Source organism: Laspinema sp. D2d (assembly GCF_025370755.1).
Taxonomy (GTDB): domain Bacteria; phylum Cyanobacteriota; class Cyanobacteriia; order Cyanobacteriales; family Laspinemataceae; genus Laspinema.
Genome location: NZ_JAMXFC010000036.1, coordinates 20,733 through 45,264 on the forward strand (window position 1 = coordinate 20,733; position 24,532 = coordinate 45,264).

The 24,532-nt window shown below is 46.4% G+C and carries 22 protein-coding genes; 12 read left to right on the forward strand and 10 right to left on the reverse strand.

The features are described from left to right. Nucleotides 1-18 precede the first annotated feature (18 nt). On the reverse strand, nucleotides 19-738 hold the full coding sequence (locus tag NG796_RS20600; RefSeq protein ID WP_261208925.1) for a Mo-dependent nitrogenase C-terminal domain-containing protein: 720 nt from the start codon (nucleotides 736-738) through the stop codon (nucleotides 19-21). Between the two features lie 174 nt (nucleotides 739-912). Then, on the reverse strand, nucleotides 913-1,212 hold the full coding sequence (locus tag NG796_RS20605; RefSeq protein WP_254567253.1) for a 30S ribosomal protein PSRP-3: 300 nt from the start codon (nucleotides 1,210-1,212) through the stop codon (nucleotides 913-915). A 279-nt stretch (nucleotides 1,213-1,491) separates the two neighbouring features. Here NG796_RS20605 and NG796_RS20610 point away from each other — a divergent pair, with 279 nt between their 5' ends. After that, entirely contained in the window at nucleotides 1,492-2,301 is an 810-nt protein-coding gene (locus tag NG796_RS20610; RefSeq protein ID WP_261208926.1) for a TIGR01548 family HAD-type hydrolase, read from the forward strand. 165 nt (nucleotides 2,302-2,466) lie between these two features. On the opposite strand, the gene NG796_RS20615 is transcribed toward NG796_RS20610, so the two are convergent. Both NG796_RS20615 and ruvB read right to left on the reverse strand, forming a co-directional pair. After that, nucleotides 2,467-3,330, reverse strand: coding sequence for a tetratricopeptide repeat protein (locus tag NG796_RS20615; protein WP_261208927.1), 864 nt, complete (start codon nucleotides 3,328-3,330; stop codon nucleotides 2,467-2,469). Between the two features lie 71 nt (nucleotides 3,331-3,401). Then, entirely contained in the window at nucleotides 3,402-4,514 is a 1,113-nt protein-coding gene (gene ruvB / locus NG796_RS20620; protein ID WP_261208928.1) for a Holliday junction branch migration DNA helicase RuvB, read from the reverse strand. A gap of 101 nt (nucleotides 4,515-4,615) precedes the next feature. On the opposite strand from ruvB, the gene NG796_RS20625 reads away from it, so the two are divergent. The 8 genes from NG796_RS20625 to NG796_RS20660 all read left to right on the forward strand — a co-directional run bounded on the left by NG796_RS20625 (nucleotide 4,616) and on the right by NG796_RS20660 (nucleotide 14,864). Continuing rightward, entirely contained in the window at nucleotides 4,616-5,152 is a 537-nt protein-coding gene (locus tag NG796_RS20625) for a hypothetical protein (protein WP_261208929.1), read from the forward strand. Between the two features lie 18 nt (nucleotides 5,153-5,170). Then, nucleotides 5,171-6,250, forward strand: coding sequence for a class I SAM-dependent methyltransferase (locus NG796_RS20630; protein WP_261208930.1), 1,080 nt, complete (start codon nucleotides 5,171-5,173; stop codon nucleotides 6,248-6,250). Nucleotides 6,251-6,531: 281 nt separating this feature from the next. Continuing rightward, complete coding sequence (locus NG796_RS20635) at nucleotides 6,532-7,347, forward strand: ABC transporter permease (RefSeq protein WP_261208991.1); 816 nt, start codon at nucleotides 6,532-6,534, stop codon at nucleotides 7,345-7,347. A gap of 233 nt (nucleotides 7,348-7,580) precedes the next feature. Next, complete coding sequence (locus tag NG796_RS20640) at nucleotides 7,581-8,984, forward strand: ABC transporter ATP-binding protein (protein ID WP_261208931.1); 1,404 nt, start codon at nucleotides 7,581-7,583, stop codon at nucleotides 8,982-8,984. Between the two features lie 116 nt (nucleotides 8,985-9,100). Continuing rightward, nucleotides 9,101-10,147, forward strand: a complete 1,047-nt coding sequence (locus NG796_RS20645) for a sulfotransferase family protein (protein WP_261208934.1) — start codon at nucleotides 9,101-9,103, stop codon at nucleotides 10,145-10,147. 12 nt (nucleotides 10,148-10,159) lie between these two features. After that, complete coding sequence (locus NG796_RS20650) at nucleotides 10,160-11,542, forward strand: glycosyltransferase family 2 protein (protein ID WP_261208936.1); 1,383 nt, start codon at nucleotides 10,160-10,162, stop codon at nucleotides 11,540-11,542. 137 nt (nucleotides 11,543-11,679) lie between these two features. Next, nucleotides 11,680-13,557, forward strand: a complete 1,878-nt coding sequence (locus NG796_RS20655; RefSeq protein WP_261208938.1) for a glycosyltransferase family 2 protein — start codon at nucleotides 11,680-11,682, stop codon at nucleotides 13,555-13,557. Between the two features lie 101 nt (nucleotides 13,558-13,658). Then, on the forward strand, nucleotides 13,659-14,864 hold the full coding sequence (locus NG796_RS20660; RefSeq protein WP_261208939.1) for a class I SAM-dependent methyltransferase: 1,206 nt from the start codon (nucleotides 13,659-13,661) through the stop codon (nucleotides 14,862-14,864). A 71-nt stretch (nucleotides 14,865-14,935) separates the two neighbouring features. On the opposite strand, the gene NG796_RS20665 is transcribed toward NG796_RS20660, so the two are convergent. Further along, a complete protein-coding gene (locus NG796_RS20665) occupies nucleotides 14,936-15,097 on the reverse strand; it encodes a hypothetical protein (protein WP_261208941.1) in 162 nt (53 codons plus the stop codon). A gap of 12 nt (nucleotides 15,098-15,109) precedes the next feature. On the opposite strand from NG796_RS20665, the gene NG796_RS20670 reads away from it, so the two are divergent. The 3 genes from NG796_RS20670 to NG796_RS20680 all read left to right on the forward strand — a co-directional run bounded on the left by NG796_RS20670 (nucleotide 15,110) and on the right by NG796_RS20680 (nucleotide 18,031). Continuing rightward, complete coding sequence (locus NG796_RS20670; protein WP_261208943.1) at nucleotides 15,110-15,856, forward strand: sulfotransferase domain-containing protein; 747 nt, start codon at nucleotides 15,110-15,112, stop codon at nucleotides 15,854-15,856. A gap of 120 nt (nucleotides 15,857-15,976) precedes the next feature. Beyond that, entirely contained in the window at nucleotides 15,977-16,687 is a 711-nt protein-coding gene (locus tag NG796_RS20675) for a class I SAM-dependent methyltransferase (RefSeq protein WP_261208945.1), read from the forward strand. Nucleotides 16,688-16,789: 102 nt separating this feature from the next. After that, nucleotides 16,790-18,031, forward strand: coding sequence for a glycosyltransferase family 4 protein (locus tag NG796_RS20680; RefSeq protein WP_261208946.1), 1,242 nt, complete (start codon nucleotides 16,790-16,792; stop codon nucleotides 18,029-18,031). Nucleotides 18,032-18,173: 142 nt separating this feature from the next. On the opposite strand, the gene NG796_RS20685 is transcribed toward NG796_RS20680, so the two are convergent. The 5 genes from NG796_RS20685 to NG796_RS20705 form a co-directional block, all read right to left on the reverse strand. Further along, nucleotides 18,174-19,382: an anion transporter gene (locus NG796_RS20685; RefSeq protein ID WP_261208948.1), complete on the reverse strand. Its 1,209-nt coding sequence runs from the start codon at nucleotides 19,380-19,382 to the stop codon at nucleotides 18,174-18,176. 1 nt (nucleotide 19,383) lies between these two features. Continuing rightward, nucleotides 19,384-20,694: a ribulose bisphosphate carboxylase small subunit gene (locus tag NG796_RS20690; protein ID WP_261208950.1), complete on the reverse strand. Its 1,311-nt coding sequence runs from the start codon at nucleotides 20,692-20,694 to the stop codon at nucleotides 19,384-19,386. Nucleotides 20,695-20,821: 127 nt separating this feature from the next. Continuing rightward, nucleotides 20,822-22,462: a peptide chain release factor 3 gene (gene prfC / locus NG796_RS20695; RefSeq protein ID WP_261208952.1), complete on the reverse strand. Its 1,641-nt coding sequence runs from the start codon at nucleotides 22,460-22,462 to the stop codon at nucleotides 20,822-20,824. 39 nt (nucleotides 22,463-22,501) lie between these two features. Further along, nucleotides 22,502-22,639: a hypothetical protein gene (locus NG796_RS20700; protein WP_261208954.1), complete on the reverse strand. Its 138-nt coding sequence runs from the start codon at nucleotides 22,637-22,639 to the stop codon at nucleotides 22,502-22,504. A 355-nt stretch (nucleotides 22,640-22,994) separates the two neighbouring features. After that, a complete protein-coding gene (locus NG796_RS20705; RefSeq protein ID WP_261208955.1) occupies nucleotides 22,995-24,512 on the reverse strand; it encodes an MBOAT family O-acyltransferase in 1,518 nt (505 codons plus the stop codon). Nucleotides 24,513-24,532: the final 20 nt, after the last annotated feature.

The window sequence follows — 24,532 nt, forward strand, 5'->3', positions numbered from 1 at the left end:
ATTGGCGAGTGGTCGGGATTATTGGCAATAGGGGGTAACATCTTCCCCGCATTCATCGGCTAAGTACGATAAAGCGCGGAAGCGTAAACCCACCATTTGCTCATAAAGCGGATTGATGTGGCACAGGGGGGGAATATGGACCACCTTATTGCCGAACAGATGAATATCTCGTTCAAATGGGCATTGCGGTGGTATCATTTTGCAGAGAAATCGCGCCAGTCGGGGGTCATGGATTTCCAAATCATCGAGCCAATGACGCACTGGGGAGAGGACATCCCCCTGCTGTTTGGGACCTGGGTGGAGACCGATTGCGCCTTCCCCCCCGCTGGAGGCAGTCGCCTCGGAATAGTTGAATTCAGAATTTCTTCCATCCCAGAGGGTATGGCGCAGGGCTTCTAAAACTTTAGAGTTTTGTCCGAGTGCTTGGCAAAACTCATATAATTTTTCCTCTTCACTGGCGGAATAAACTCCATCCGCGATCGCAACCATAACCGCCGTTCTTAAGAAGTTTTCGGCAATGATCGGTTCGTTGCCTAAAACCGCCGCTAAATCTTGGGGTTTGATGGGTTCGAGTTCACCCAAGCTAATGGAGGGCGCTAATTCTTCCTGAGTCAGTTCCGCAATTAAGTCTTGTTCTTCTTGGTCGAAGTGACCATCTGCCCAGGCAATCGTTAATAGTCCCCTCAGCCAGACATAAACTTGCTCGGCATTTAGAGGAGATTGAACAACACCAGTCATAAACTGTCAACCTGTTGAGTGTAAGTGCTCAATTCTATGGTAGCTGCTGTTTTTGGGATAGGGTTGATTCTTTGGCCCATCTCGGGTGATTTTGATCACTAGGGTTGATCAAAAACAATCAGCGGATATCTTTTTGGAGATATCCGCTGCCAGAAGGTTTGATAACTCAGGGCTTCAGCTGCTACCTGTAAAGGCCACTTCCGGAAATTTGGACTGAGCTTCCATCATTGGCTGCCTTCTGCCTTCTTCTTGCCAGTAATTAATGACTTCAGTGGCTTTGTTGAGCAACTCTACGCGGTCAGTTTCGGAGATCCAGTGCTTCGCTTCTAACTCATTTTTTAGTTCTTCCCAGGCATCATTCCGAGGCCAGAAGAAGTAACGGGTTAAAGGGCTGGTTCCCTTACCCACAACTTGATCAACTGCGATCGCGACGTTGTCCTCTAACCAGAGAACTTTTAAAATGAACTTTGACAATCACACCTCCTTGAGGTTTGTGTAATCTTCTGGTAATGGTACAACGCTTTATTATAGCGCATCTTTGGGCTACTTGGACGATGTATTGGAAAAATAAAGGCTCAAATAAAATCTCAATTTTTCCGGGTCCCATTCTTTGGGAATAGGCCAGTTTCTAATTATACCTGATGTTCGACGAAAGGCGATCGCAATCTTTTTTCTTTTGGGACTACCGATGCTCTAGGGCCTATATTCTGAATAACAGCACTTTAACGCTGTGATTGAGGGGAGTTATTTACGATGGATACGACAATGACAACAGTGGCGATCGCTGTTTTTGATATTGATGGAGTGATTCGGGATGTCAGTGGATCTTACCGCAGGGCGATCTCCGATACGGTGGAACACTTTACCCAAATGGCTTATCGTCCCTCTTCGGCAGACATTGATAAGCTCAAGTCTGAAGGGGTCTGGAATAATGACTGGGATGCCTCATTTGAGTTAGTTTGTAGGTACTTTGAGAGTCAGGGTCAAAGTCGCGATCGCCTGTCCTTGGATTACGATACCCTAGTTAAGTTTTTTCAATTTCGCTATCGCGGTCCCGATTCTAATAACATGACAGGCTACATTTGTCAAGAACCACTATTGGTTAATCCGGCCTATTTAGAGAGTTTGACCCAAGCAGGAATTCCCTGGGGGTTTTTTAGTGGAGCCATGAGAGCAGAAGCCGCCTATGTCTTAGAAGGGGCACTGGGATTAACGGATCCGGTTGTGATTGCGATGGAAGATGCGCCGGGGAAGCCGGACCCGACGGGACTTTTTGCCACTTTGAAGCAATTAGAAACTCGATATTCCAGTGCTGAAAATGCCCCGGTGGTGTATGTGGGAGATACAGTGGCGGATTTGTACACCGTTACCCAAGCTAAAGAACAGCAGCCCCACCGTACCTGGATTGGGGTGGGGGTTTTACCGCCTCATGTGCAAGAGAGTGAAGAACGAAAGAACGCCTATATTGCCAGTCTGAAAAAAGCAGGTGCGGCGATCGTTTTAGGAAATGTTAAAGAGTTGACACCGGCCTTGATTGGGGAGTTAGTGAGGGATAATGGATGAAGTATCTAGGGTGATTGTAAAGACTGGGAGGGGATAACAACTGAAGTCGGGACGTTAAACATCCCCCCCATCCCCCCCATCCCCCCCATCCTCCCCATCTCCCCCATCTCCCCCATCTCCCCCATCCTCCCCATCTCCCCCATCCTCCCCATCTCCCCCATCCCCTCACTCAATCTTAAGAAACTTCTCCAGGGCACTAACCATTGCCGGGGGCCAGCGGCGGGTGTGGGCAACCCAGTCTAAATCTTTGTAGCGGGTGTCTAAACCGACGGCGGCAACCCAATTGCTTTCGGCTTCGCCGCGATGTCCTTGGGTCCAGAGGGCGGCGGTGAGGGCGGCGCGCATATCGGCAAATTTGGGATATTTGCGGAGGATATTCTTCATCGACTTGATCGCGGCTGCTTCTTCCCCGGTTTGATAGAGGGCGAGGGTGTAATTGGCGCGGGCGAAGGCGTAGTCTGGGACGAGTTCACTGGCTTTTTGATAGTTGGTAATAGCTTCATCCCAGTTTCCTCGTCCCGCTTCGGCATTGCCGCGATTATTGTAGGCGGCAGGGTCTTCGGGGTCGAGTTCGAGGACATGATTGTAATCCGAGATCGCATCGTCCCAGCGTTTTAACCCTTCATAGGCAGTACCGCGATTGAGGTAGGGGTCGGGAGCCTCCGGTGCAAGTGCGATCGCCTGATTATAGTCTGCGATCGCTTCTTCCAGTTTGTTCAAACTCACCTTGATATTGCCGCGATTACTCCAGGCAGCGGCATTATCGGGCACCTGTTCTAAAAACTGAGTCCAGTATTTTTCCGCCCCCTCTAAATCCCCGGCATTCATCGCCGCAAAGGCTTGAGTTCCGAGTTCTTCCAGTTGTAAAATCGCTTCGGTCCCCAGTCCTCGGGTTTCGACTTCCTCTGATTGGGCATAAGCTGGGGTGAGGGTTCCCATCCAAGTAAATAAACAGACTAAACAGAGCAATACAATTCTGATTACCTGCCGTTTCCAAGGGTTGGCTGTTGTTCTCAATCGTTTCTCCATTGGGTATTTTTTAAAAAAATTAGATTGATAGGGGATGTTAAATCCTGCTTGGGAATCGGACCAATAAAACCCTAAATCTTCAAGGACAATTGTTCTGGGGGTGGGTTGTAACCAAAATGCCGCCAAGCGGCTGGGGTGGCAGTTCTGCCGCGATGGGTGCGATTCAAATAGCCGATTTGTAATAGATAAGGCTCATAAACCTCCTCAATGGTTTGAGAATCCTCTCCGGCTGCGGCTGCGAGGGTTTCTAATCCCACTGGGCCGCCATTGAAGTTTTCAATCAACATTTTTAATAAGCGTTGGTCGGTCCAGTCCAGGCCGATCGGGTCTACGTTAAATAATTCTAAGGCTTGATTGGCGACGTAGGCGTTAATCTCTCCGCATTCCTTGACTTGGGCATAGTCGCGGACTCGTTTAAGCAGGCGGTTAGCGATGCGGGGAGTACCCCTAGAACGACGGGCAATTTCTTCGCATCCATCAGGGGTGATGGGGGTTTGCAGGAGTTCGGCAGTCCGTTGGACGATCGCCGTGAGTTCATCTACCTCGTAGAAGCGCAATCGTTGAATCAATCCAAAGCGATCGCGCAGGGGGGACGAGAGATTGCCTATGCGGGTGGTGGCTCCCACCAGGGTAAACCGTTGTAGGGGAATACTGCGAGTTCTGGCCCCTTGTCCTTTGCCGATGGTAATATCAACACGAAAATCTTCCAATGCCGGATAGAGAATTTCTTCACTCATCCGACTGAGGCGGTGAATTTCATCGATGAACAGCACATCCCCCGGTTGCAGATTCACCAGTAACCCGACGATATCTCGGGGGCGTTCTAAAGCAGGGGCTGAAGTGATTTTACAGCCTACTTTCATTTCACTGGATAAAATCAAAGCCATTGTGGTTTTACCCAAACCTGGGGGACCATAGAGCAATAAATGATCCAGGGCTTCCGATCGCGATTGGGCCGCTTTGATGGCAATATCCAAGACTTCTTTGAGGTCTTTTTGTCCGATATAATCAGCCAATCGGTGGGGGCGAATGCTTTCTTCCTGCTGAATATTGGTTTGTTCTTCTGGGGTGGCTTGGGGTTCGAGGAGTCCAGGGTTGGAGCTAGTGTAGGTTGCACCTTGTTCAGCAGTTTTGCGCTCTTTCTTCGGTGGATCGGTGGGGTTATGGGAAGAGATGATTGCCATGAGTGCCTTTGTTCGTAGACAATAGTGCGAATGCGAATGGTGCGAAGCGCCATTTTTAGGAAGGATGCTCCAACGGATTTAAACCGGCTATTTTATGACTTATGACTAATTTATCTTCTTTAACCGTACCGGATTCGGTCAGCTTCGCGGATGCGATCGCCTTGACTCAATCGTTCCTAGAGCAAATGGCGACAGGGGCGCTTTCAGAAGCTGAGATTGCTAGGGTCACTGAACATTTGGTGCGAACTGAAAATGGGGCGCGGGGGTTTTTCGTGACCTATTTGAGTGATGAGGGGACTTTGGCCGATCGCCCCTCTCCAGGAATTTACCAGGGATTAGGGTCCTCTGAGGAGATTGTCTCAGAATTGATGGTGAAAAATCTTGCTATGTCTTCGGCAATGGTGATTGCTCACCGCCGTTCGGGGGATGAGACAACGGCTCAAGGATCTGAGCGAGTGCGCGATCGCAGTACGGTGATCATTCAAACTCTAGCCTTGCCGACGATGCAAGCTAAGATTGCATCGCTGTTAGAAACTATCCGCACTGGAACGGGAAGTTATCAGTCATTTTTAGAACGCTGGAAATACGACGCCGAACAAAAAGCGGCGATCGCCACCGCCTTGCAAGCTGTTATCTAGGAAAAAGCACTACTGTTGATGAAATTAACCGACATTTACCCCACTCGGGGCTATCTGGACCGCGCTGTGATCGTGAAAGATGAGTTGATCCTGCAAGGATGGGTGGCCCCGACTCAAGGCGATCGCCTCGTAGACCAATTTCAAGTGACCTTGGGTCCTTGGCAATTGACGGATTTAAACTGCACCCTGGGGATGCCTTCAGAGGATGTCAAAAAGGTTTATCCGGACTTAAAAGGGGCTGCCCAAGCTCGGTTTGAGATTCGCGCTACCCTGACTCCAGAACAGCAACAGCAACAGCAGGATGTTTTGATTACGGCAACTCCCTTGGTCAATGGGGAAGCCGGGACCATGCTGCTGACGCTGATAGAGCCCACCCTACCTCTGCCGCCCGAGGAGTATATTCAATATATTGGGGGCGGTTTTACGAATATTGGCTTAGAGTTTTTAGGCTATTTCATCCAACGGGGTGGGCTACAACCGAGCGATCGCGTCTTGGATGTGGGCTGTGGAATTGGTCGGATGGCCTACACTTTGGCCTATTATCTGAATGCTCAAGGCAGTTATGAAGGGTTTGATATTCATAAACCCCTGATTGAGGTGGCGGCGGAAACTTTTGGCGATCGCTGTCGGAACTTTCGCTTTGAACACGCGGATATCTACAACCCGATGTACAACCCGGAAGGTCCTGTACAAGCGGCAGAGTATCGCTTTCCCTATCCCAATGACCGCTTTAATTTTGTGTTTTTGACCTCGGTGTTCACCCACATGAGAGCCCCCGAGGTTCGTCAGTATCTCCAAGAGATTCACCGGGTGATGAAACCGGGGAGTTACTGTGTGATTACCTGCTTTTTGCTCAATCCGGAGTCAGAATCTTATATTCGCCGTGGCAAAAGCTCCCAGAATATCGTTCATAAATTGGAAGAGTGTTTTACCAGTACCCCAGAGGTCCCGGAAGAGGCGATCGGGTTTAAGGAACCCCTGCTATTAGAGTGGATCTCTAAAACAGGATTTAGTCTCGTCGGCAAATATTATGGCGGATGGTGTGGCCGCCCGTATCTGACGAGCTATCAGGATATACTGGTTTTGCAAAAAGACTAAGAAAATATGCTTATAACTTTCCCCGTTAGACTATTCTGACTGGGGATTGGTTATCCTAACCTCTAAGCGCGATCGCCATTCCAAGGGGAAACCCTCCAAAGGGCGATCGGCCCTAGGTCCAGTCAATTCCCGGCTCATGGTATTCAGATGATCCTCCCTAGGAGCGATCGCCTGAGCGTGGCACGAGTCATCGCACCCATGTAGCCCCCTATCTGTAGTTGTGGGTGAGGACGTGAAAATTGGTCAGAACAATCAAAGGAGCCTTTCGCAAGGCAAACTCCATTTCCCAAAGGTCACTGCTCGATGAACAACTGTTAATCAAGCTCAACCTGCTCAAAACCCTCGTTCAACGAGACTTAGCCGCTCGTTATAAAGGGTCCGTTTTGGGCAATTTATGGCCGTTACTCAATCAGCTTTCCCAACTGCTGATTTACACCTATGTCTTCTCTGTTATCTTAAAGGTCAAGCTTCCGGCCAATAACTTACCGGAAAATAGCTTTACCTTTGGGTTATGGTTGTTTGCCGGATTGGTTCCCTGGATTGCTTTTACCAGTGGCTTTATGCAAGCGGCCAATGTAGTCGTGGGACAACCCAATCTAGTCAAAAAAGTGGTTTTCCCCCTGAGTTTACTGCCCTTAGTCCCGGTCCTATCAGCCTTTATTGAAAGCACCTTCGGACTGATGGCCTTAATTTTCATGTTAGCAATTTCTTCCGATACCTTACATCCCACCCTGTTCCTCCTCCCCTTGGTGTGGATGACCCAACTCTTATTTACCGCTGGATTGGGATATTTAACCTCGGGATTCACCGTGTTTTTGAGAGACATACCCCAAACCTTAATTGTACTCGTAAATTTGTGGTTTTATTTGACTCCAATTTGCTATCCAGCGACGGTGATTCCTGAACAATGGCGGGAGTTAGTATTTTGGCTCAATCCAATGGCGGCGATCGCTGAAACCTATCGAGATATCGTCCTCGTGGGTGAAATCAACCATCCCGGAGAATGGGCCGTTGCCTCCCTCATTTCTCTCATCATTTTTGGCCTCGGTTTATGGTCCTACCGGCGCTTACGCCCCGCCTTTGCTGATGTCATCTAAATTAAGAATTAAGAATAAAGGATGAAGCATGAAGGATGAAGGATGAAGGATGAAGCATGGGGGAGATAACGACTGAAGTCGTTACTACAAACTGTTTTTACTAATTTCTCTCCCCCATCCTCCCCATCCCCCCCATCCTCCCCATCCTCCCCATCTCCCCCATCCTCCCCATCTCCCCCATCCTCCCTATCTCCTCCACAAATTAACAGGCCGTTTCATACACCAGTAAACTCATGGGTGAAATTGCAATTTCGCTAAAAAATGTTTCCAAATGCTTCAAGCGCTATCGCCATCCCGCCGATCGCCTGAAAGAAATTCTCCTCCCTGGCAAAGTGCGATCGGATGAATTTTGGGCTTTACGCGATATCTCCCTGGAACTTCCTAAAGGTAAAACTCTCGGCGTTGTGGGTCGCAATGGGTCCGGAAAAAGTACCCTCCTCCAAACCATTGTTGGTACTCTTTCTCCTACTAGCGGTGAAGTCGAAGTCAAAGGCAGAATTTCCGCTCTCCTAGAACTCGGCAGTGGGTTTAATCCGGAATTTACCGGACGGCAAAATGTCTTTTTTAACGCTCAGTTACTTGGTCTATCTCAACAAGAAGTCGAGAATAGATTCGATGAAATTGTTGCCTTTGCTGATATCGGCGATTTCCTAGATCAGCCGGTCAAAACCTACTCCAGTGGGATGTTTGTCCGTTTGGCCTTTGCCGTTGCCACCAGCGTTGACCCGGATATTCTCATCGTGGATGAAGCGCTCTCTGTCGGAGATGAAGCCTTCCAACGCAAATGCTTTGCGCGGATTGAAACCATCCAAGAACGAGGCGGGACGATTTTATTTGTCTCCCACGCTGCTACGATGATTATTGAGTTATGTGATTCCGCAATTTTTATGCATGATGGGGAATTGCTGCTCTATCATACGCCGAAAATTGTGGTGGATAAATATCAAAAGTTGATTTATTCTCCGCCCCATAAAGTCGAGGCATTATGCGAAGAGATTCGCAAATTAAATCAAGAAAAAGACCTGCCGGACGAGACGGAAAAACTCCCCTTGTTTACCCCAAATTCCAGTGAATTTGCTATTCCCTCCTCGGGTCCAGTAGAACAGGCAGCGCGGGCTTATTATGATGAAGAACTGCAACCGAGCAATACCCTACATTATGAATCTCGGGGGGCGAAAATTATCGACCCTCAGATTCTGACTCCTACGGGAAAAAAAGTCAACAATCTTGTGGGTCGTCACGAATATATCTACACTTATACGGTGGAATTTTTGGAGGCTGCCTCTCAAATCCGTTGTGGGATGTTGGTAAAAACAATAAGTGGTTTGGAACTGGGTGGGGCGTCTCATTCATTTTCCGAACATTCTCTGCAAAATGTTGAACCGGGAACAAAAGTTGTTGTAAAATTCCGGTTTAAATGTTTGCTCAATCCGGGAGTCTATTTTTTAAATGCGGGAGTTTCAGGGATTGTCAAGGGGGATTTTACCTATTTAGCCCGTTGTATTGATGTGGCAATGTTTCGAGTTCAACAGGAACAAAGCTTATCCGCAACTGGCATTGTAGACTTGCTGGTTAAACCGAGCGTTATGGTTGATGCAGAAGTCCCAGAAATGGTCAAAGAAATTGAATTGATTTGATTAGACTTCTGGCTAAATTCCCCAAAAATCCCCCCTAAACCCCCTAATTAACTTCGATTCAGGGGGGAGAATGGGACGGAGGAAATGTCCTTTAATTGATACGGATACAAGGAACCATGTCGTTGCCCCTGATCGTAACCGGAATGCACCGTTCGGGAACTTCTTTGATCGCTTCGTTGATGAAAGTCATCGGGGTGGAACTTGGCGATCGCCTTTATCAAGCAGACTGTTTTAATGTCAAGGGGTATTTCGAGGACCTGGATTTTTTGGAGTTCCAGCGATCGCTTCTCCAAGACAGTTGTCCCCCTGGGGTCCCCGGTTGGCCGGATTGGGGTTGGACGGAACAGGAATCCCTCAATGTTGACCACTTTAAAACGGGTTTGGCAACGGCACAAGGGTTAATTGACTCGCGAAATACTCAGGGAGGACTCTGGGGGTGGAAGGACCCCCGAACTTCCTTAATGCTGGATTTTTGGCAGGAGTTACTCCCTGACGCCCGTTATTTATTTGTGTATCGTCTCCCCTGGGATGTGGTGGATTCTATTCTGCGTTTAAATAGTGGAATTTTTTCCCAGCGTCCCGATTATGCGATCCGGAGTTGGGCCTATTATAACCGTCATATTTTAGATTTTTATCGCCGCTATCCCGATCGCTGTCTGTTGGTGAATATTAATGCCCTTTTAGCACAGCCCACCCAACTGGTCAAGCTTTTAGAAACGAAGTTAAATCTTCCTGTCAAATCGGGGTTAAATGACTCAGGATTTAAAACTATTTATGACCCGAATTTGTTTCAGGAATTGCCCAGTGACCGCCCCTTGGTTCAGTTTCTGCAACATCCAGAACTCCCCTACCTTTCTATTTTAGAACAACTAGATTGGACAGCGGATCTGCCTAGTCATTTTATCCCACAGCCGAACTCAAATTCGTTACCCCTAGAAATTTATCCCCTGTGGTTACATCATGAAGGGGTCCAGGCAAAAACTCAGCTTGCAACCCTAACAAATTCGGCTTCTGGGGTGGGTGAGATTCAGGCTGAATGCGATCGCCTTCGAGACCAAATTGCTTGGATGGAAACCTCGAAGTTCTGGAAACTCAAGGTAAAATGGTCTGAATTGAAAGGGGCAGTTGCCCGCACTATCCATCTGAAATCAAGCCAATTATAGGACCAGGGTAATATGTCGGACTCGGCAGCAGACTACGCAATTTCCAAGATAGCGGTATCGGTGATTATTCCTTGTTACAACCAAGGAGAGTTTGTTTTAGAGGCGATCGCCAGTGTCGAAAGCTGTCAAGACGCGGTTTATGAAATTTTAATTGTTAATGATGGTTCGACTTCCCGAGTTACCCAAAAGGTGCTGACTTATTTACAAGAAAAGGGATATCAGGTGATTGACCAATCTAATCAAGGACTGGCTGCTGCCCGAAATACCGGCATCCAAAAGGCTCAAGGTCGCTACATTTTACCTTTGGATGCTGATAATAGAATTAAGCCTGCCTATATCACCGATGCGGTGGCTATTTTAGATGAACATCCGGAAGTGGGGGTAGTCTATGGCAATGCGGAATTATTCGGAGAAAAAACAGGCGTTGTCGAGGTTCCCGATTTTGATATCAATCGCCTCGTAGCCGGAAATTATATTGATGCCTGTGCGGTGTTTCGGAGAACGGTTTGGCAAGATTGTGGGGGATATGATTCTAAGATTCCCCAAAAATTAGGGTATGAAGATTGGGATTTTTGGCTGGGTGTGGCTGAGAAAGGTTGGCAATTTCACCATATTTCTGACGTGATGTATGAGTATCGCTTTCGGACGAATTCAATGGTGAGTGCTTGTAATATTCCTCAGAATCGCCGGGAATTATTTCGCTATATTTGTACCAAACATATTGGATTATATACGACTAATTTTGCTAATATTTTCGCTCAAAAAGAGTGCGAACGGTTAGAAGAACAGGAGAAAACCGAAGAACTCGCCACAACGCTGAACAAAACTGCGGTGAAATTAGAGGTCCTGCGATCGCAATTGGAAACAGTAGAAACCGAGTTGCAAGTTTTTAGAGCAAGAGTACAAGAAACGGAAGCATTGGACCCCAAGGCAAAAATAGCGGCGTTGGAGGAGGAAATCCAAGATTTGCAAGAACAATTGGGGCGATCGCAAGGAGAAAAGCAGTCGTTAGGGTCGCAAATCCAGGATTTACAGCAGCAGTTGGCGCAATCTCGCGCTGACTTTGAGGTGCAACGGGAGGAAGCGGTGCGATCGCAGCAATGCCACCACCAGGAACTCGAACAAACCCGGACCCAGATGCAAGCACAACTAGACGAGCTCACTCACCAGTCCCAACAGCAAATCGCCCAACTCCAGGCAGAGTGGGAGGGCCAACTTCTTGAGCGCGATCGCCTCTACCATCAACTCCAATCCCAGATTTTACAGACTCAGGCCACCCTCGAACAAGCTCAACTGGAAATAGCAGCGATGCACACCAGTAAATTCTGGAAATTACGGGCTCAATGGTTTAAGCTAAAACAAGCTTTCCGGATGACAAATCCGGTGAAGGGATGATGAATGTTAGTTCAAACCGCAGAGATGGAACATGAATTCATAAAAGTGTTGGTCAATTTTTGCGGGAAATTTTAATCTTTTTCTCGCTCCCACCCCGATTTTTGAAAACCCCTGCACCCTGATCAAATCAAGCACGAATGCGAAACCATCCTCTGTCCCGAACCCTCGACAACTTATCCCGCGCCCAGCGGTTATCTAAGCGGTTTTACGAAAAAGTTAAAACCCAAGGCGTCCGCTATGCCTTGGCGCGATTATTTCGGAAACTTTATTTTAAATTGGATGATAATCCCCTTCCGGGTCCTGGCGCACCGGAAGTCACTCATCCTTATGCGGATTATCATTTCTGGTTAGGACAAAATTCATCTCGGGCAGCAGATTTACGGCACAAAGCACAAACGTTACAGGTTTTTCAATATCAGCCATTAATTAGCCTCGTCATGCCGGTTTATAATACACCGGAACTCTATTTGAGAATGGCACTGGATTCAGTGACCTCTCAGATTTATCCCCATTGGGAACTTTGCATCGCTGATGATGCTTCAACGGCAGATCATATTCGGCGAATTTTAAAAGAGTATGCGGAACGAGATGAGCGTATTAAGTTAGTTTTTCGCGAAAAAAATGGGCATATTTCGGCGGCTTCTAATTCGGCGATCGCCTTGGCAACTGGGGATTATATTGCCCTATTAGACCATGATGATATGCTCAATGCCGATGCTTTATATGAAATGGCTTTATGGCTAAATCTCTATCCTGATGCGGATATGATTTATAGCGATGAAGATAAAGTTGATGACAGCAATATGCTACGGGACCCGTTTTTTAAACCGGATTGGTGTCCTGATTCGTTTCTCTCGCGGATGTACACTTGCCATTTGGGACTATATCGCCGTGCGATCGTGGAAGAAATTGGCGGATTTAGAATTGGTTATGAAGGGTCCCAAGACTATGATTTTGTCTTAAGATTTACGGAAAAAACGGATAAAATTTATCATATTCCCAAAATTCTCTACCACTGGCGCATTCATCCTCAATCCACTGCCAGCGATTTAGAAACCAAAAACTACGCCATTGATGCCGCTGAAAAAGCCCTCACTGAAGCCTTAATCCGCCGGGGAGAACCGGGACGAGTCCTCCCCACTCCTGGAGGTCATTGGATTGTTCGCTATCATATCCAAGATTATCAACGGGTTACGGTGATTATTCCGACGCGAAATTTGGGGTCAATTCTCAACACCTGCCTGACTTCAATTTTTGAGAAAACCACCTATCCTAATTATGAAGTGTTGGTTATTGATAATGGCAGTGATGAACCGGAAACCCTAGAGGTATTCAGTAAATGGCAAGCGAAAGAACCGGATCGATTTCGCTGCATTCAATACGACATTCCCTTTAATTTTTCTCAAATTAATAACTATGCCGTAACCCAAGCTGAAGGCCAGTATTTGCTATTTTTAAATAACGATACGGAAGTGCTGGATGGGGAATGGATGACGGCGATGGTAGAACAGGTTCAACGCCCGAGTATTGGTGCAGTTGGGGCGTTGCTGTTGTACCCGGATGATACCATTCAACACGCTGGGGTGGTGATTGGGTTAGGGGGAGTTGCGGGTCACAGTCATAAGCATTTTCCGTCCCAGGTTCCGGGATATTATTATCAACTCAAAACGGTGAATAATTATTCTGCCGTTACTGCTGCTTGTTTGATGTGTCGTCGCGATGTATTTGAATCGGTGGGAGGATTCAATGAGGAAAATTTGAGCATCGCGTTTAATGATGTGGACTTATGTTTGAAAATGGGGGAACAAGGGTATCGAAATCTCTATTTGCCTCATGTGGTTTTGTATCACTATGAATCAAAAAGTCGGGGATTCGAGGATACGCCGGAAAAAATTGCTCGGTTTTCTAAAGAAATTGACTATATGCGGAATCGCTGGAAATCTATCATTCACCACGATCCGTGCTATAGTCCAAATTTAACTCGCGATCGCGAAGATTATAGCATCTGGATTTAATCCAGTTGATTTTGAGTTAGGAAACCTATGAGCATCAGGATGTAACTTCACCGATGAAAACGTTTAATTCCTCAAAGTTTAAGTCTTTTGCAAAAGCCTTTGTGGGTAAAAATTTTTTGCCCACGCCTCAGATAAAAACGCCCTCTAAGCCTTTTTTATACTGCATTGATTCTCCTCATGCTCAAGAATCCGTGTCGGCAGCTTTTGTGATTGTCCGGGGGTGGATTGTTGGAAATGAATCGAGTCAGATCGAGGAGGTGGTTCTCTGTAATGAAACCAATCAGGTTCACCCCCTAATGGTGGTTGATCGCCCGGATGTGGAATCCGCCTATCCCAATCGTACTGCGATCGGGTTTCAGCGGTTTCTTTTAACCAGTCAGCTTACCCTAGGAACCTGTTGGTTTATTCAGTTTAAGATGGATGAACAACGCTATCGGTTTCCGATCGAGTTGTTTATATCTGGAGAGTTATGTGGGGAGTTTTTGCAGCAAAAACAAGCCAAACTGGAAAAAATTCGACCGATTTTACAATGTCCAGTTTGTAGCAGCGATCGCCTAAAAGAACAAAACTTGGTTCTCTCTTGTGCGGACTGTAGTTCAGAATTTCAACTCAGTTCTACCCACTATAACTTTTTAAATCGCCAACTCACTGAATATGGCAAGGTTACATCAACGGCTTCTATTTCTGCCAATGATTATGACCCCATTAGCCTTCAGTTAATCGAAGATCTTACCCAGGGATTGATTTTAGATAATGGCTGTGGGTTGAGAAATCGCTATTACCCTAATGTCGTCAATTTAGATATTGTAGATTATCCCACTACCGATGTCATTAGTATTGGGGAAAAACTTCCGTTTAAATCCAATTCATTTGATGCCGTCTTTTCCCTGGCGGTGTTAGAACACGTTAAAACCCCCTTTGAATGCGCCAAAGAAATTACTCGCGTTCTTAAACCCGGGGGAACCCTTTATGCAGCGGTTCCTTTTCTCCAGCCTTTTCATGGCTATCCAGATCATTACTATAATATGACCAGCAGTGGTCTCAAAAATCTATTTAGCGAATTAGACGCCTTAGATTGCACCGTCCAACTGCCCGGATTACCCATTACAGCTTTAACTTGGTTTCTTAACTCTTATCTCCAGGGGTTACCTCAACCCATTGCCGAATCGTTTAAAGAGATGAAAATTGGGGACTTGTTAGCGCACCCGGACAGCTATTTAGATCAAGACTTTGTAACTTGTCTTCATCCGAAAACCAATGAAGAATTAGCCTCTTGTAATTATTTGATTGCTAAGAAACCTTTGTAATTCATCTTGCTAATTCTCACACTATTCCCCAGCCCTCCACTGTATAGGAGTGGGAGAGTATTTCCTCTACTCTACTGACGCCCTAAACTATTGGGACAGTTTTCGATATCACTGACCAAAACCCGGCGTTTTAGCCCAGATTTAGTAGGAAATAGCAACAATTGAGTAAACCACTGATTTTCTAACGCTACTGTACCGCTATTGTAGTCCTTAAACAAGGTAGGCGATCGCACCTCAACTCAATTATGCCAGATTTTTTGATTATCGGAACCCAAAAAGGAGGGACAACTTCTCTCTATCGTTACTTAACTCAACATCCTCAAATTCTTCCGGCGACTCAAAAAGAAGTTCATTTTTTTGACTTCAATTTTCATCACGGAATTGACTGGTATCGTGAACAATTTCCGACCCGAGAATTGCAACCTGGGATACTGACGGGAGAAGCAAGTCCTTATTATTTATTTCATCCCTTGGTTCCCCATCGAGTTAAGGCGTTATTTCCCCAAGTTAAGCTGATTGTGTTGCTGAGACATCCTGTAGAAAGGGCCTGGTCTCATTATAATCATGCAGTACGCTTGGGTTTTGAGAGGCTTTCTTTTGCTGAGGCGATCGCCCAAGAACCCGCCAGACTCGCCGGGGAAGTGGAAAAAATGTGGGCTGACCCTAACTATTATAGTTACAATCATCAACATTACACCTATTTATCTCGGGGAATTTATGTCAATCAACTCCAAAGTTGGATGGAACTTTTCCCCAGAGAGCAATTCTTAATCCTTTCAAGCGAAGTATTTTATGCCAATCCGGCGGCTACCCTCGCTGAAACCTTAGCATTTTTAGGGGTTCCCCCAATGGAAATTGCTGACTATCCCAAGCACAATGCGGGAGAGTATGCTACCCTGCCGGATGGACTCCAATCCATCTTGAATGAATATTTTCAGCCGCACAACCAGCATCTTTTGGATGAATTTTCCCTCAACTTTTCTTGGGATTAAATGCCCATAATGTGGTAAGAAAATGCGGGAGGAGAGTCATCCCAGTAGAGAAAGGGGGTGGAGGATCGGTCATCAAAGTTCGTTTTAATGTTGTCTAATTCGGAGGTGTAAAACACCGCAATGGAAAAGACCAATCATGGCATTGACTATGAAGGGACCTGGGATGCTTACGCCGAGGTTTGGCAAGAGTTGCATCCTGAACTCGATCGCATTGGTGATGAATGGATTGGAAAAGGGGCAGGGGCTGCTACTAGCCTCGCCGAATATGAAACCCTCATTGAACAGCGCTTCATTCAGCCTTATATCGGGCAGGAACATCGGGTTTTAGAAATCGGCGTGGGGGGTGGCAAAACAGGGGCATTGTTGCTCAAACACTGCAAAACGCTAATTTGTGCGGACATTTCTAGTAAGATGCTGGAAGCTACGCGATCGCACCTCGGGGACGATCGCGTGAGTTATCTCAAACTCGATGGACTGACTCTCAGTGCGATCGAAGCCCATTCTGTTGATATCTGTTTCTGTTACGATACGATGGTACATTTGGAACCTCGCGATATTTTCAATTATTTGACTCAAATTCCGGCCTTCCTGCGAGGCGATCGCCTCTGTATTTTCCACCATACAAACATTCTCAGCGAATTGGGTTGGCAAAAGTTTTTGAGTGAATGGCATCTCAATTTACGAGGGCAACGGCATGGTTCAGCATTTTCTGTGATGAGTGATCATATAATGGAAAAATTTCTCACCCATCTCAACTATGAAATTCTAGTCAAAGACACTCAGTCGGTTCCCCGAGATTGTGTTTGGGTCTGCAAAGCCCCCCTCGTTTAACTTGTTCCCCCTTAAGATTAGGAACAAAAGGTTATTAACTTTTTGTTCCTAATCTTAATTTTTGCCCCTTATTGTTTACCCTAACTGTTGCAATTATAGCTCATGCAAATTCTCTTTCTGCATCCTAACTTTCCCGCCCAGTTTCGTCATTTAGCGACGGTATTAGCCAGCAATCCTAACAATCAAGTTGTGTTTGGGACCAAAAATGAACGGCCTGAATGGGTCATTCCTGGGGTCAAAAAAGCCTTATTTTCCCCCAGTCGCGACCCCCATCCAGGGACTCACCATTATGTTCGTCCCCTAGAAAGTGCGGTGATTTATGGACAAGCGGTTTATCGCATGGCAGAACAACTCAAAAGCCAAGGATTTGTCCCCGATGTGATTTACGGTCATTCCGGTTGGGGTCCGACGATATTTGCCAAGGATATTTATCCAGAAACTCCCTTAATGTGCTATTTTGAATGGTATTATCATGCCTACGGGTCTGATGCCAACTTTGACCCCAACGATCCTTTAAATGCCGATGATGTGGCTCGAATTCGAGTTAAAAATGCTCCTATTTTAATTGACTTAGCCTCTTGCGATTGGGGAGTTTCTCCCACCTATTGGCAGCGATCGCAATTTCCCCCGGAATTTCATAGTAAAATTTCCGTTGTTCATGATGGCGTCGATACCGAATATTTCAAACCCGAACCCGGGGCAAAATTAGTCCTCCCTAACCTTGATTTATCCCATGTAGATGAACTCGTCACCTATGTGGCGCGAGGCATGGAACCCTATCGCGGATTTCCTGAATTTATCGAAGCAGTAGGTTATATTCAGGAACGCCGTCCTAATTGTCATGTCGTCGTCGTCGGTTCCGATCGCGTTTGTTACGGCAAATCCCTCCCCAATGGGGAAACCTACAAAGATTATATGCTCAAAAAAGTCCCCCTCGACTTAACCCGAGTTCACTTTGTCGGTTCCTTGCCTTATGGATTATATTTAAAAGTGATTCAAGCGTCAGACGTTCATGTTTATCTCACCCGACCTTTTGTTTTATCTTGGTCGATGATTGAATCCCTCTCTACAGGTTGCTTAGTTTTGGGGTCCGATACTCAACCTGTGCGAGAAGTCATCACCGATGGGGAAAATGGATTACTCGTAGACTTTTTCTCCCCCAAACAAATCGCCGATCGCGTCGATGAAGTGTTCAATCATCCCACTCGTATGGCAGAGATTCGGAAAAAAGCCCGAGAAACGGCGATCGAACGGTATGCCATGCCGCATTTACTCAAACGCCATATTCAACTGATTGAAGATGTCGCTAACGGGGTTTTAAGCAACAAAAGTTTCACTGTTTAAGGGCAGATTAAAGGAAAAGTATCATTCACTCAACGTTATGTAGGGTGCGTCAGACTATTAAGCATTGCTAACTCAATCAGCACCTAAATATCTGACCCATCCTACTATTTTTCTCGGTGGATAGTCCGAAATAATAATAACATCACCGCAAGCCGATCCAGAAATAGGTGAGAACCAGAATAATTAAGGTTAAGGGTAATCCAAATCGCAGGTGTTCGCCAAAAGAAAGGCGATATCCCAAACCCGCCGCTGCTTCTACCATAATCAAATTAGCAACAGATCCGAATAGAGTGAGGTTACCGGCTAAGGTTGCCCCTGCGGCTAATAGTAACCAACTTTCCGTAGCATTGGGGTTAATCAACGATTGCAGCAGCAACACTGCGGGTACATTGGAAATCAAATTAGAAAGCACTGTAGTTACGGTTAACAACCCCACGGGATGAGTAATCCAGCCGGAAAATCCCTCCAATAATTGCAAAGATTGAACGCAACGGGTGAGGATAAACAACCCGGAAAACATCACTAATAAAGACCAGTCTACCTGCATTAAGACTCGTTTCGGTTTGATGCGGCGGGTAATTAATAATGCGGCGGCGGCAAGAAATGCAGAATCAGCTAAGGGGAGTCCGACGGCAAATGCTATCAGCAGGAAGCTGGTGACAATCAGGGTTTTGATTAATAGGGCGCGATGGAGACGTAACCGGGGGAGAGGATTGGGGGGACAAGGGGTGAGAGTTCTCACTTCAGGATACAACCACCATAATAGCCCGATTTGTACCCCCATCCCGGCGATCGCAATGGGGGTTAAAGCAGTGGCAAAATCGAGGTAGCTGATACCGGAAAAGGAACCGACGAGAATATTCTGGGGATTGCCACTGAGGGTTGCTAAGGACCCAATATTGGTAGCCCCAGCGATCGCCAACAGGTAGGGAATCGGATTCAGTCCTAAACTTCGCGCTAATTGCAAGGTTAAAGGAGTGCTCACTAGGGCCAACGTATCATTTAGGAAAAAGGCGGATAATACCCCAGTTCCCACAGTTAACAATACTAATAACCCAAAAGGACTGCGAGTCCAGCGCAACAGGTAGAGTAATGCAAGGTTAAAAAACCCAGAATAAGACAGGTATGCATTAATCACCATCATGCTTAATAAAAAGACAATGGTTCCTGGATCAATAGCTTCCCATGCCTGTTCTAAACTCAATGTCCCCAATGCAATCAATACCGCCGAACTAATCAGGGAAATTGTTGCCCGATTCATCCGGAAACCGGGGACATAACCTAATCCCAATCCCAGGTAACTTAACCCAATTACTAATCCTTGAATTCCGGTTACTACCTCATCAATCATGTTAGGAATCTGGACGTTGAATGATGGTTTCCATCACTCGGCGCTTATTTCCATCCACTCCAAATAGGCGCACATATTCCCCGGCAAAGTTGGCTAAACAGGAATTTAAAGCGGCGATCGCCTCGGATTCATTCCCCGTTTGAATGCATCCGCAACTTTGCCAGGACCCGGTTCTAAACCGGCGGCGATCGACGTGTTCGATGCCAATGGGATACCCTTGTGACATTAACTGTCGGATTTGTTGCACTGCATCGGGGTCTAAGGTTGCAGTAGGAGATTGAGGTTTGTTTTGGGGACGAGACACCTCCGCAGAGGGAGAACCCTTGGAAACTGGGGGTTGAGCATTAAAACCCTGATTTTCCTGACGGATTCCATTTCCAGAAACAGGAGGTTGTCCCGGCATAAACCCATAGCGTTGTGCTGTGTTACTTTCCGCCAAAGAACGGTTATAAGCCGCTACCAATCGCAACTCTTGAATATGTTGCTGTTCTTTCACCATTTGCTCACCTTTTTCTATTAGGTGTTCCAAGCGGAAATCGGGTTTTATGAAACTATGCTTTTCCGTACTATTGGCAACTTTTAGCCCAATTTTATCAAACCCTGTTTTTTCAATAAATGCCAGAATTTGCTCATCATAAATACTGGCCCGCAAGGCACTAAAAAAATCAATGGACTGACCCTCAAATTTAGACACCAGTTGTTCAATTTGCTGCCGGTTTAGTCCATCGGGAGTAAAAATTCCATTAACAATTTCTAGTCGGTCCTCTCGATTAGGTTCCCAATAGAATTTGTCCATGCGTCCATCGCGAACCAATGGCGCATATAAGGTCCCAAAATCATTCCCCGTCACAATAATGGGCACCCGAGGCAACGGTTCACTATCGTAGCTACCGGGAAGCTGAACATTTGTGGGATTGTCCGCAATGTTCATCAAGGTGGCATTGACTAATTGCGTATTAACCGTGTACTGGGTTCCGCTATCCACGCGTCCTGCACCAGCATCAATATCATTAATCATTAACACAGCTAATTTGCCATGTTTTGTAATAATATCTGCTGCTTCTCGATACCGAAAGCGCACCAACCTAGAAGGATCACCCGCATCCGGGCTTTCTAATTCACCAGCGGATAGATGAATCGCTTGGACTTTCATCCGTTTGAAAACTAATTCACATTGGAAAGATTTTCCTTCTCCCTTGTGACCATGAATCCCTAAAATTAGCGGGGCATTAATGCCCGGTAAATCGAGAAAATTCTTGGTAATATGAACGGCTAATTTATTGAGGAATCTGGGAGCAATATAGTAAGTCATGAGCTTAGAGTGAATCGGACAAGGTAAAAGGTTAGAAAACGGGTATGTCAGCCTGAGCATTCTTTAATTAAAGCAATTCCCAGAACATTTGACACCCCGTCCCAAGTTGGAATTCTCCTGGAAAGGATTAGGAGGGAGGAAGGGCGATCGGGCTGACCTTGAGTTCGGGATGATCCGCCAAGTTTTGATCCAAATTCCACTGATTATTAAACAATAAAACGGGACGACCCCATCGGTCTTTGGCAATAAAGGTATTAAACAGACGACCGACTTTTTCCAGGGTTTCCCACCCCCCAACCACCCAGCGGGCGACGGAATAAGGTAAGATTTCTAGGCGAGTTTCTACGCCATACTCATTACTTAACCGGAATTGGACGACTTCAAATTGAAGTTGTCCAACCGCCGCTAAAATTGGATCCCGTTTACTTTCATCAGTGGAATTAAGAATTTGAACTGCCCCTTCTTCTTGCAATTCTGAGACCCCTTTATTAAAGTTTTTGTACTTCGTCGGGTCAGCATTTTTAAGGAAGGCAAACAGTTCCGGGGAGAAGGAGGGAATTTCAGGATAGCGAATCGGTTTCCCCATACAAACCGTATCCCCGATCGCAAAGCTACCCGGGTTATTTAATCCTACTACATCTCCGGCATAAGCAACTTCGACGGTTTCCCGGTCCTGGGCAAATAATTTCTGCGGACGGGAGAGGCGAATCGTCTTACCCGTGCGAGTATGGGTTACCACCATGTCTTTTTCAAACTGACCGGAACAGACGCGCAAAAAAGCAACGCGATCGCGATGTTTTGGATCCATGTTCGCCTGTAATTTAAACACAAATCCCGAAAATTCTGGATAGGTTGGCGCAATTTCTCCCTGGTCACTCTCATGGGGGGCCGGGGCGATCGCATAGTCTAAAAAGGCTTCTAAAAACAACTCTACCCCAAAGTTATTCATCGCACTCCCAAAGAACACCGGGGTCAATTGACCGTGATGAATCGCTTCTAAATCCAGTTCCGGACTGACTCCATCCAGCAGTTCTAAATCATCCTGAAGCTGTTGATATAAATCTGCTTCTAACAATGACTTTAGGCGAGGGTCATCTACCGACATTATGGTATCTGTTACTTTTTTGCTTCCGTGGGAGGCAGTCTTTTCAAACAGGTGAATTTTCTGTTGACGGCGATCGACCACTCCCCGGAAGCGATCGCCCGTTCCGATCGGCCAGTTTACCACATAGGTGCTTAATCCTAATTCCTGTTCAATTTCATCAATCAACTCCAGGGGCGATAAACTCGGGCGATCGAGTTTATTAATGAAGGTAAAAATCGGGAGTTGTCGCATCCGGCAGACTTCAAACAATTTCCGGGTTTGAGTCTCTAACCCTTTCGCCGCATCAATCAGCATCACTGCATTATCTGCCGCTGCCAAAGTTCGATAAGTATCTTCACTAAAGTCTTGGTGCCCCGGGGTATCCAAGAGGTTCAGTAAATGTTGTTGATACTCGAATTGGAGAACCGTGGAGGTAATCGAAATACCCCGCTGTTGTTCCATTGCCATCCAGTCCGACGTCGCGCTACGTTGCGCCCGTTTTGCTTTAACAGCCCCCGCTTCTTGGATTGCCCCTCCATACAGCAAAAGTTTCTCGGTAAGGGTGGTTTTACCGGCATCAGGGTGAGAAATAATAGCAAAATTTCGCCGACGATTCACTTCCCAATTGAGGCGATCGTCTGGTGAATTACTCTGTGTTTGTTCAGGTTGTATCTCTAGTTGCATGACAGTCGTTCCTCAAATGCCGTTCAGGTTAGCAGTCAGTTAGGAGTCAGAAATGGGTGAAAAGGGTTGCTGAAGTTCATTATAGCTAATGCTTTGTTTCTCCCGAACCATTGACAATCCTTCCTTGAGGGCCGTCAGGCGATCGCCCATCCAATGGTTCCCGGAAATCAACCCCACAATCCCCGATTTTTCTAAGCATTAATGTTCCGTCAAGCTCAAACTATTTTGGTAAAAATGCTTCAGTTACAATCGATCAGGGAAACCTATTAAATTAACTCCTTTAACCTTTATTTTATTACAAAATAAACCGGATAATAAATTATTTTTTGTAGTCATCCAGGTTTTTATTTAAATCATATTAAATAAGACAATATCACAACTTCAGTTATGATTAATAACCATCCAGAAATGCCCGTGGTCGTGAAGTTTAATATTCCCCTAAAAAATCCAGCTTTCAACATCCTTTATTTTGAAGTAGCCCGCCTGCAAAGGCTGGGTCAATAAAGCCCAGCCCTTACAGGTAAAGGACTTTTTAAAAATCGAAGTAGATATAAGGTAAGCCGCCTTCTGGGGCGAAAATCCAAACCGCATATAAACACAGGGGAACCAAGGCAATTTTAATCGGCCAGTTTAGCTGCAATTTTAAGCCCCGATTCATGGCGTAACTTAGGGTCATGATGAGCCAAATTAAGACTAATAATAAGGTGACTTCGATGCGCTGTAAGCCTAGGGTTTCCAGATAAACTTTCTGGGTGAATTGGATGTCCCCGGTATGTCCCCAGAAGTGCTGCATCACCCATCCTGCTTCTTTGAGGTTGGGCAGGCGGAAGGGAATCCAGGCTAAAAAGACGAGGGTTTGAGTGAGAAACCAACCGAGTAAAATCCCAGGGATGCTTTTCCACCAGAGTTTTAACCCCTCAACTCGTTTGGAGAGGATATCTGTGAGGCGATGTATGGCTAACGCAATGCCGTGGATTGCACCCCAGAGGATGAATCCCCAGGCGGCACCATGCCAAATTCCGGCGATTAACATGACGATGATTAAGTTCAGGCAGGTACGGGCTAATCCGACGCGGGACCCGCCTAGGGGGAAATACAGGTAGTTTCTTAACCAATCTCCCAAGGTGATGTGCCAGCGTCGCCAAAAGTCGGCAATGCTGGTGCTGAAGTAGGGAAAGTTGAAGTTTTTGGGGAGGTTGAATCCGAGAAGGATAGCGCTACCTCGGGCGATATCGACATAACCGCTAAAGTCGAGAAACAGTTGCAAACCATAGGCTATGGTAGCAAGCCAAAGGTCACCGCTACCGGCGCGTTGAACGTTGTCAAAGCTGAGGGTGACGAAGATTCCGAGGCGATCGGCAACGATGCCTTTTTTGAATGCGCCACAGCCAATCAACCAAAGTCCTTCTACCCAGTCATGGGAGGAGGGAAAAATCAGGGTTTTGAGTTGTCGTTGGAAGTGATGATACCGGGTGATGGGTCCCGAGATGAGTTTGGGAAAGAAGAGTTTATAGGAGGCAAAGCGCAGAAATTGGGCGGAGGCGGGGGAACCGCGATACACGTCGATGAGGTAAGCAATACATTCAAAGACGAAAAAACTGAGTCCCAATGGGGGGAGAATGTTCTGTTGAAACCAACTGGCGGTTTCTTGGGCGGCGGGTAAGCCCACCCAGGTCCCTAGGGTGTTGAAAATAAAGGGAATGTATTTGAACCCGGCGAGTACCAGGATGTTGAAGAGGATACCGCCCCATAATCCGATGAGGCGGCGGCGTTCCCAGGCGGCAAATTGGGTTTGCCAGTCGTCGGTAACCAGTTGCCAGGTTTGGGGGTTGGGTTGACGTTCGGAGGTTTTAGAAATTGCCCGTCCAATGCGGTAGTTAATCCAAGTCCCTGCCAGCAAGAGAGGAATGTACTCCACCTGGAGGGAGGCGTAAAAGACTAAGCTGGCGATTAAGATAATCCACAGGCGCGATCGCTGTTTGTTAACGGTCCAGTAGATACCCAGGATGCTTAGGAGAAACAGGGCGTAGACAATCGAGATAAATGTCATGTGCCAGTCTATTAGAAAAA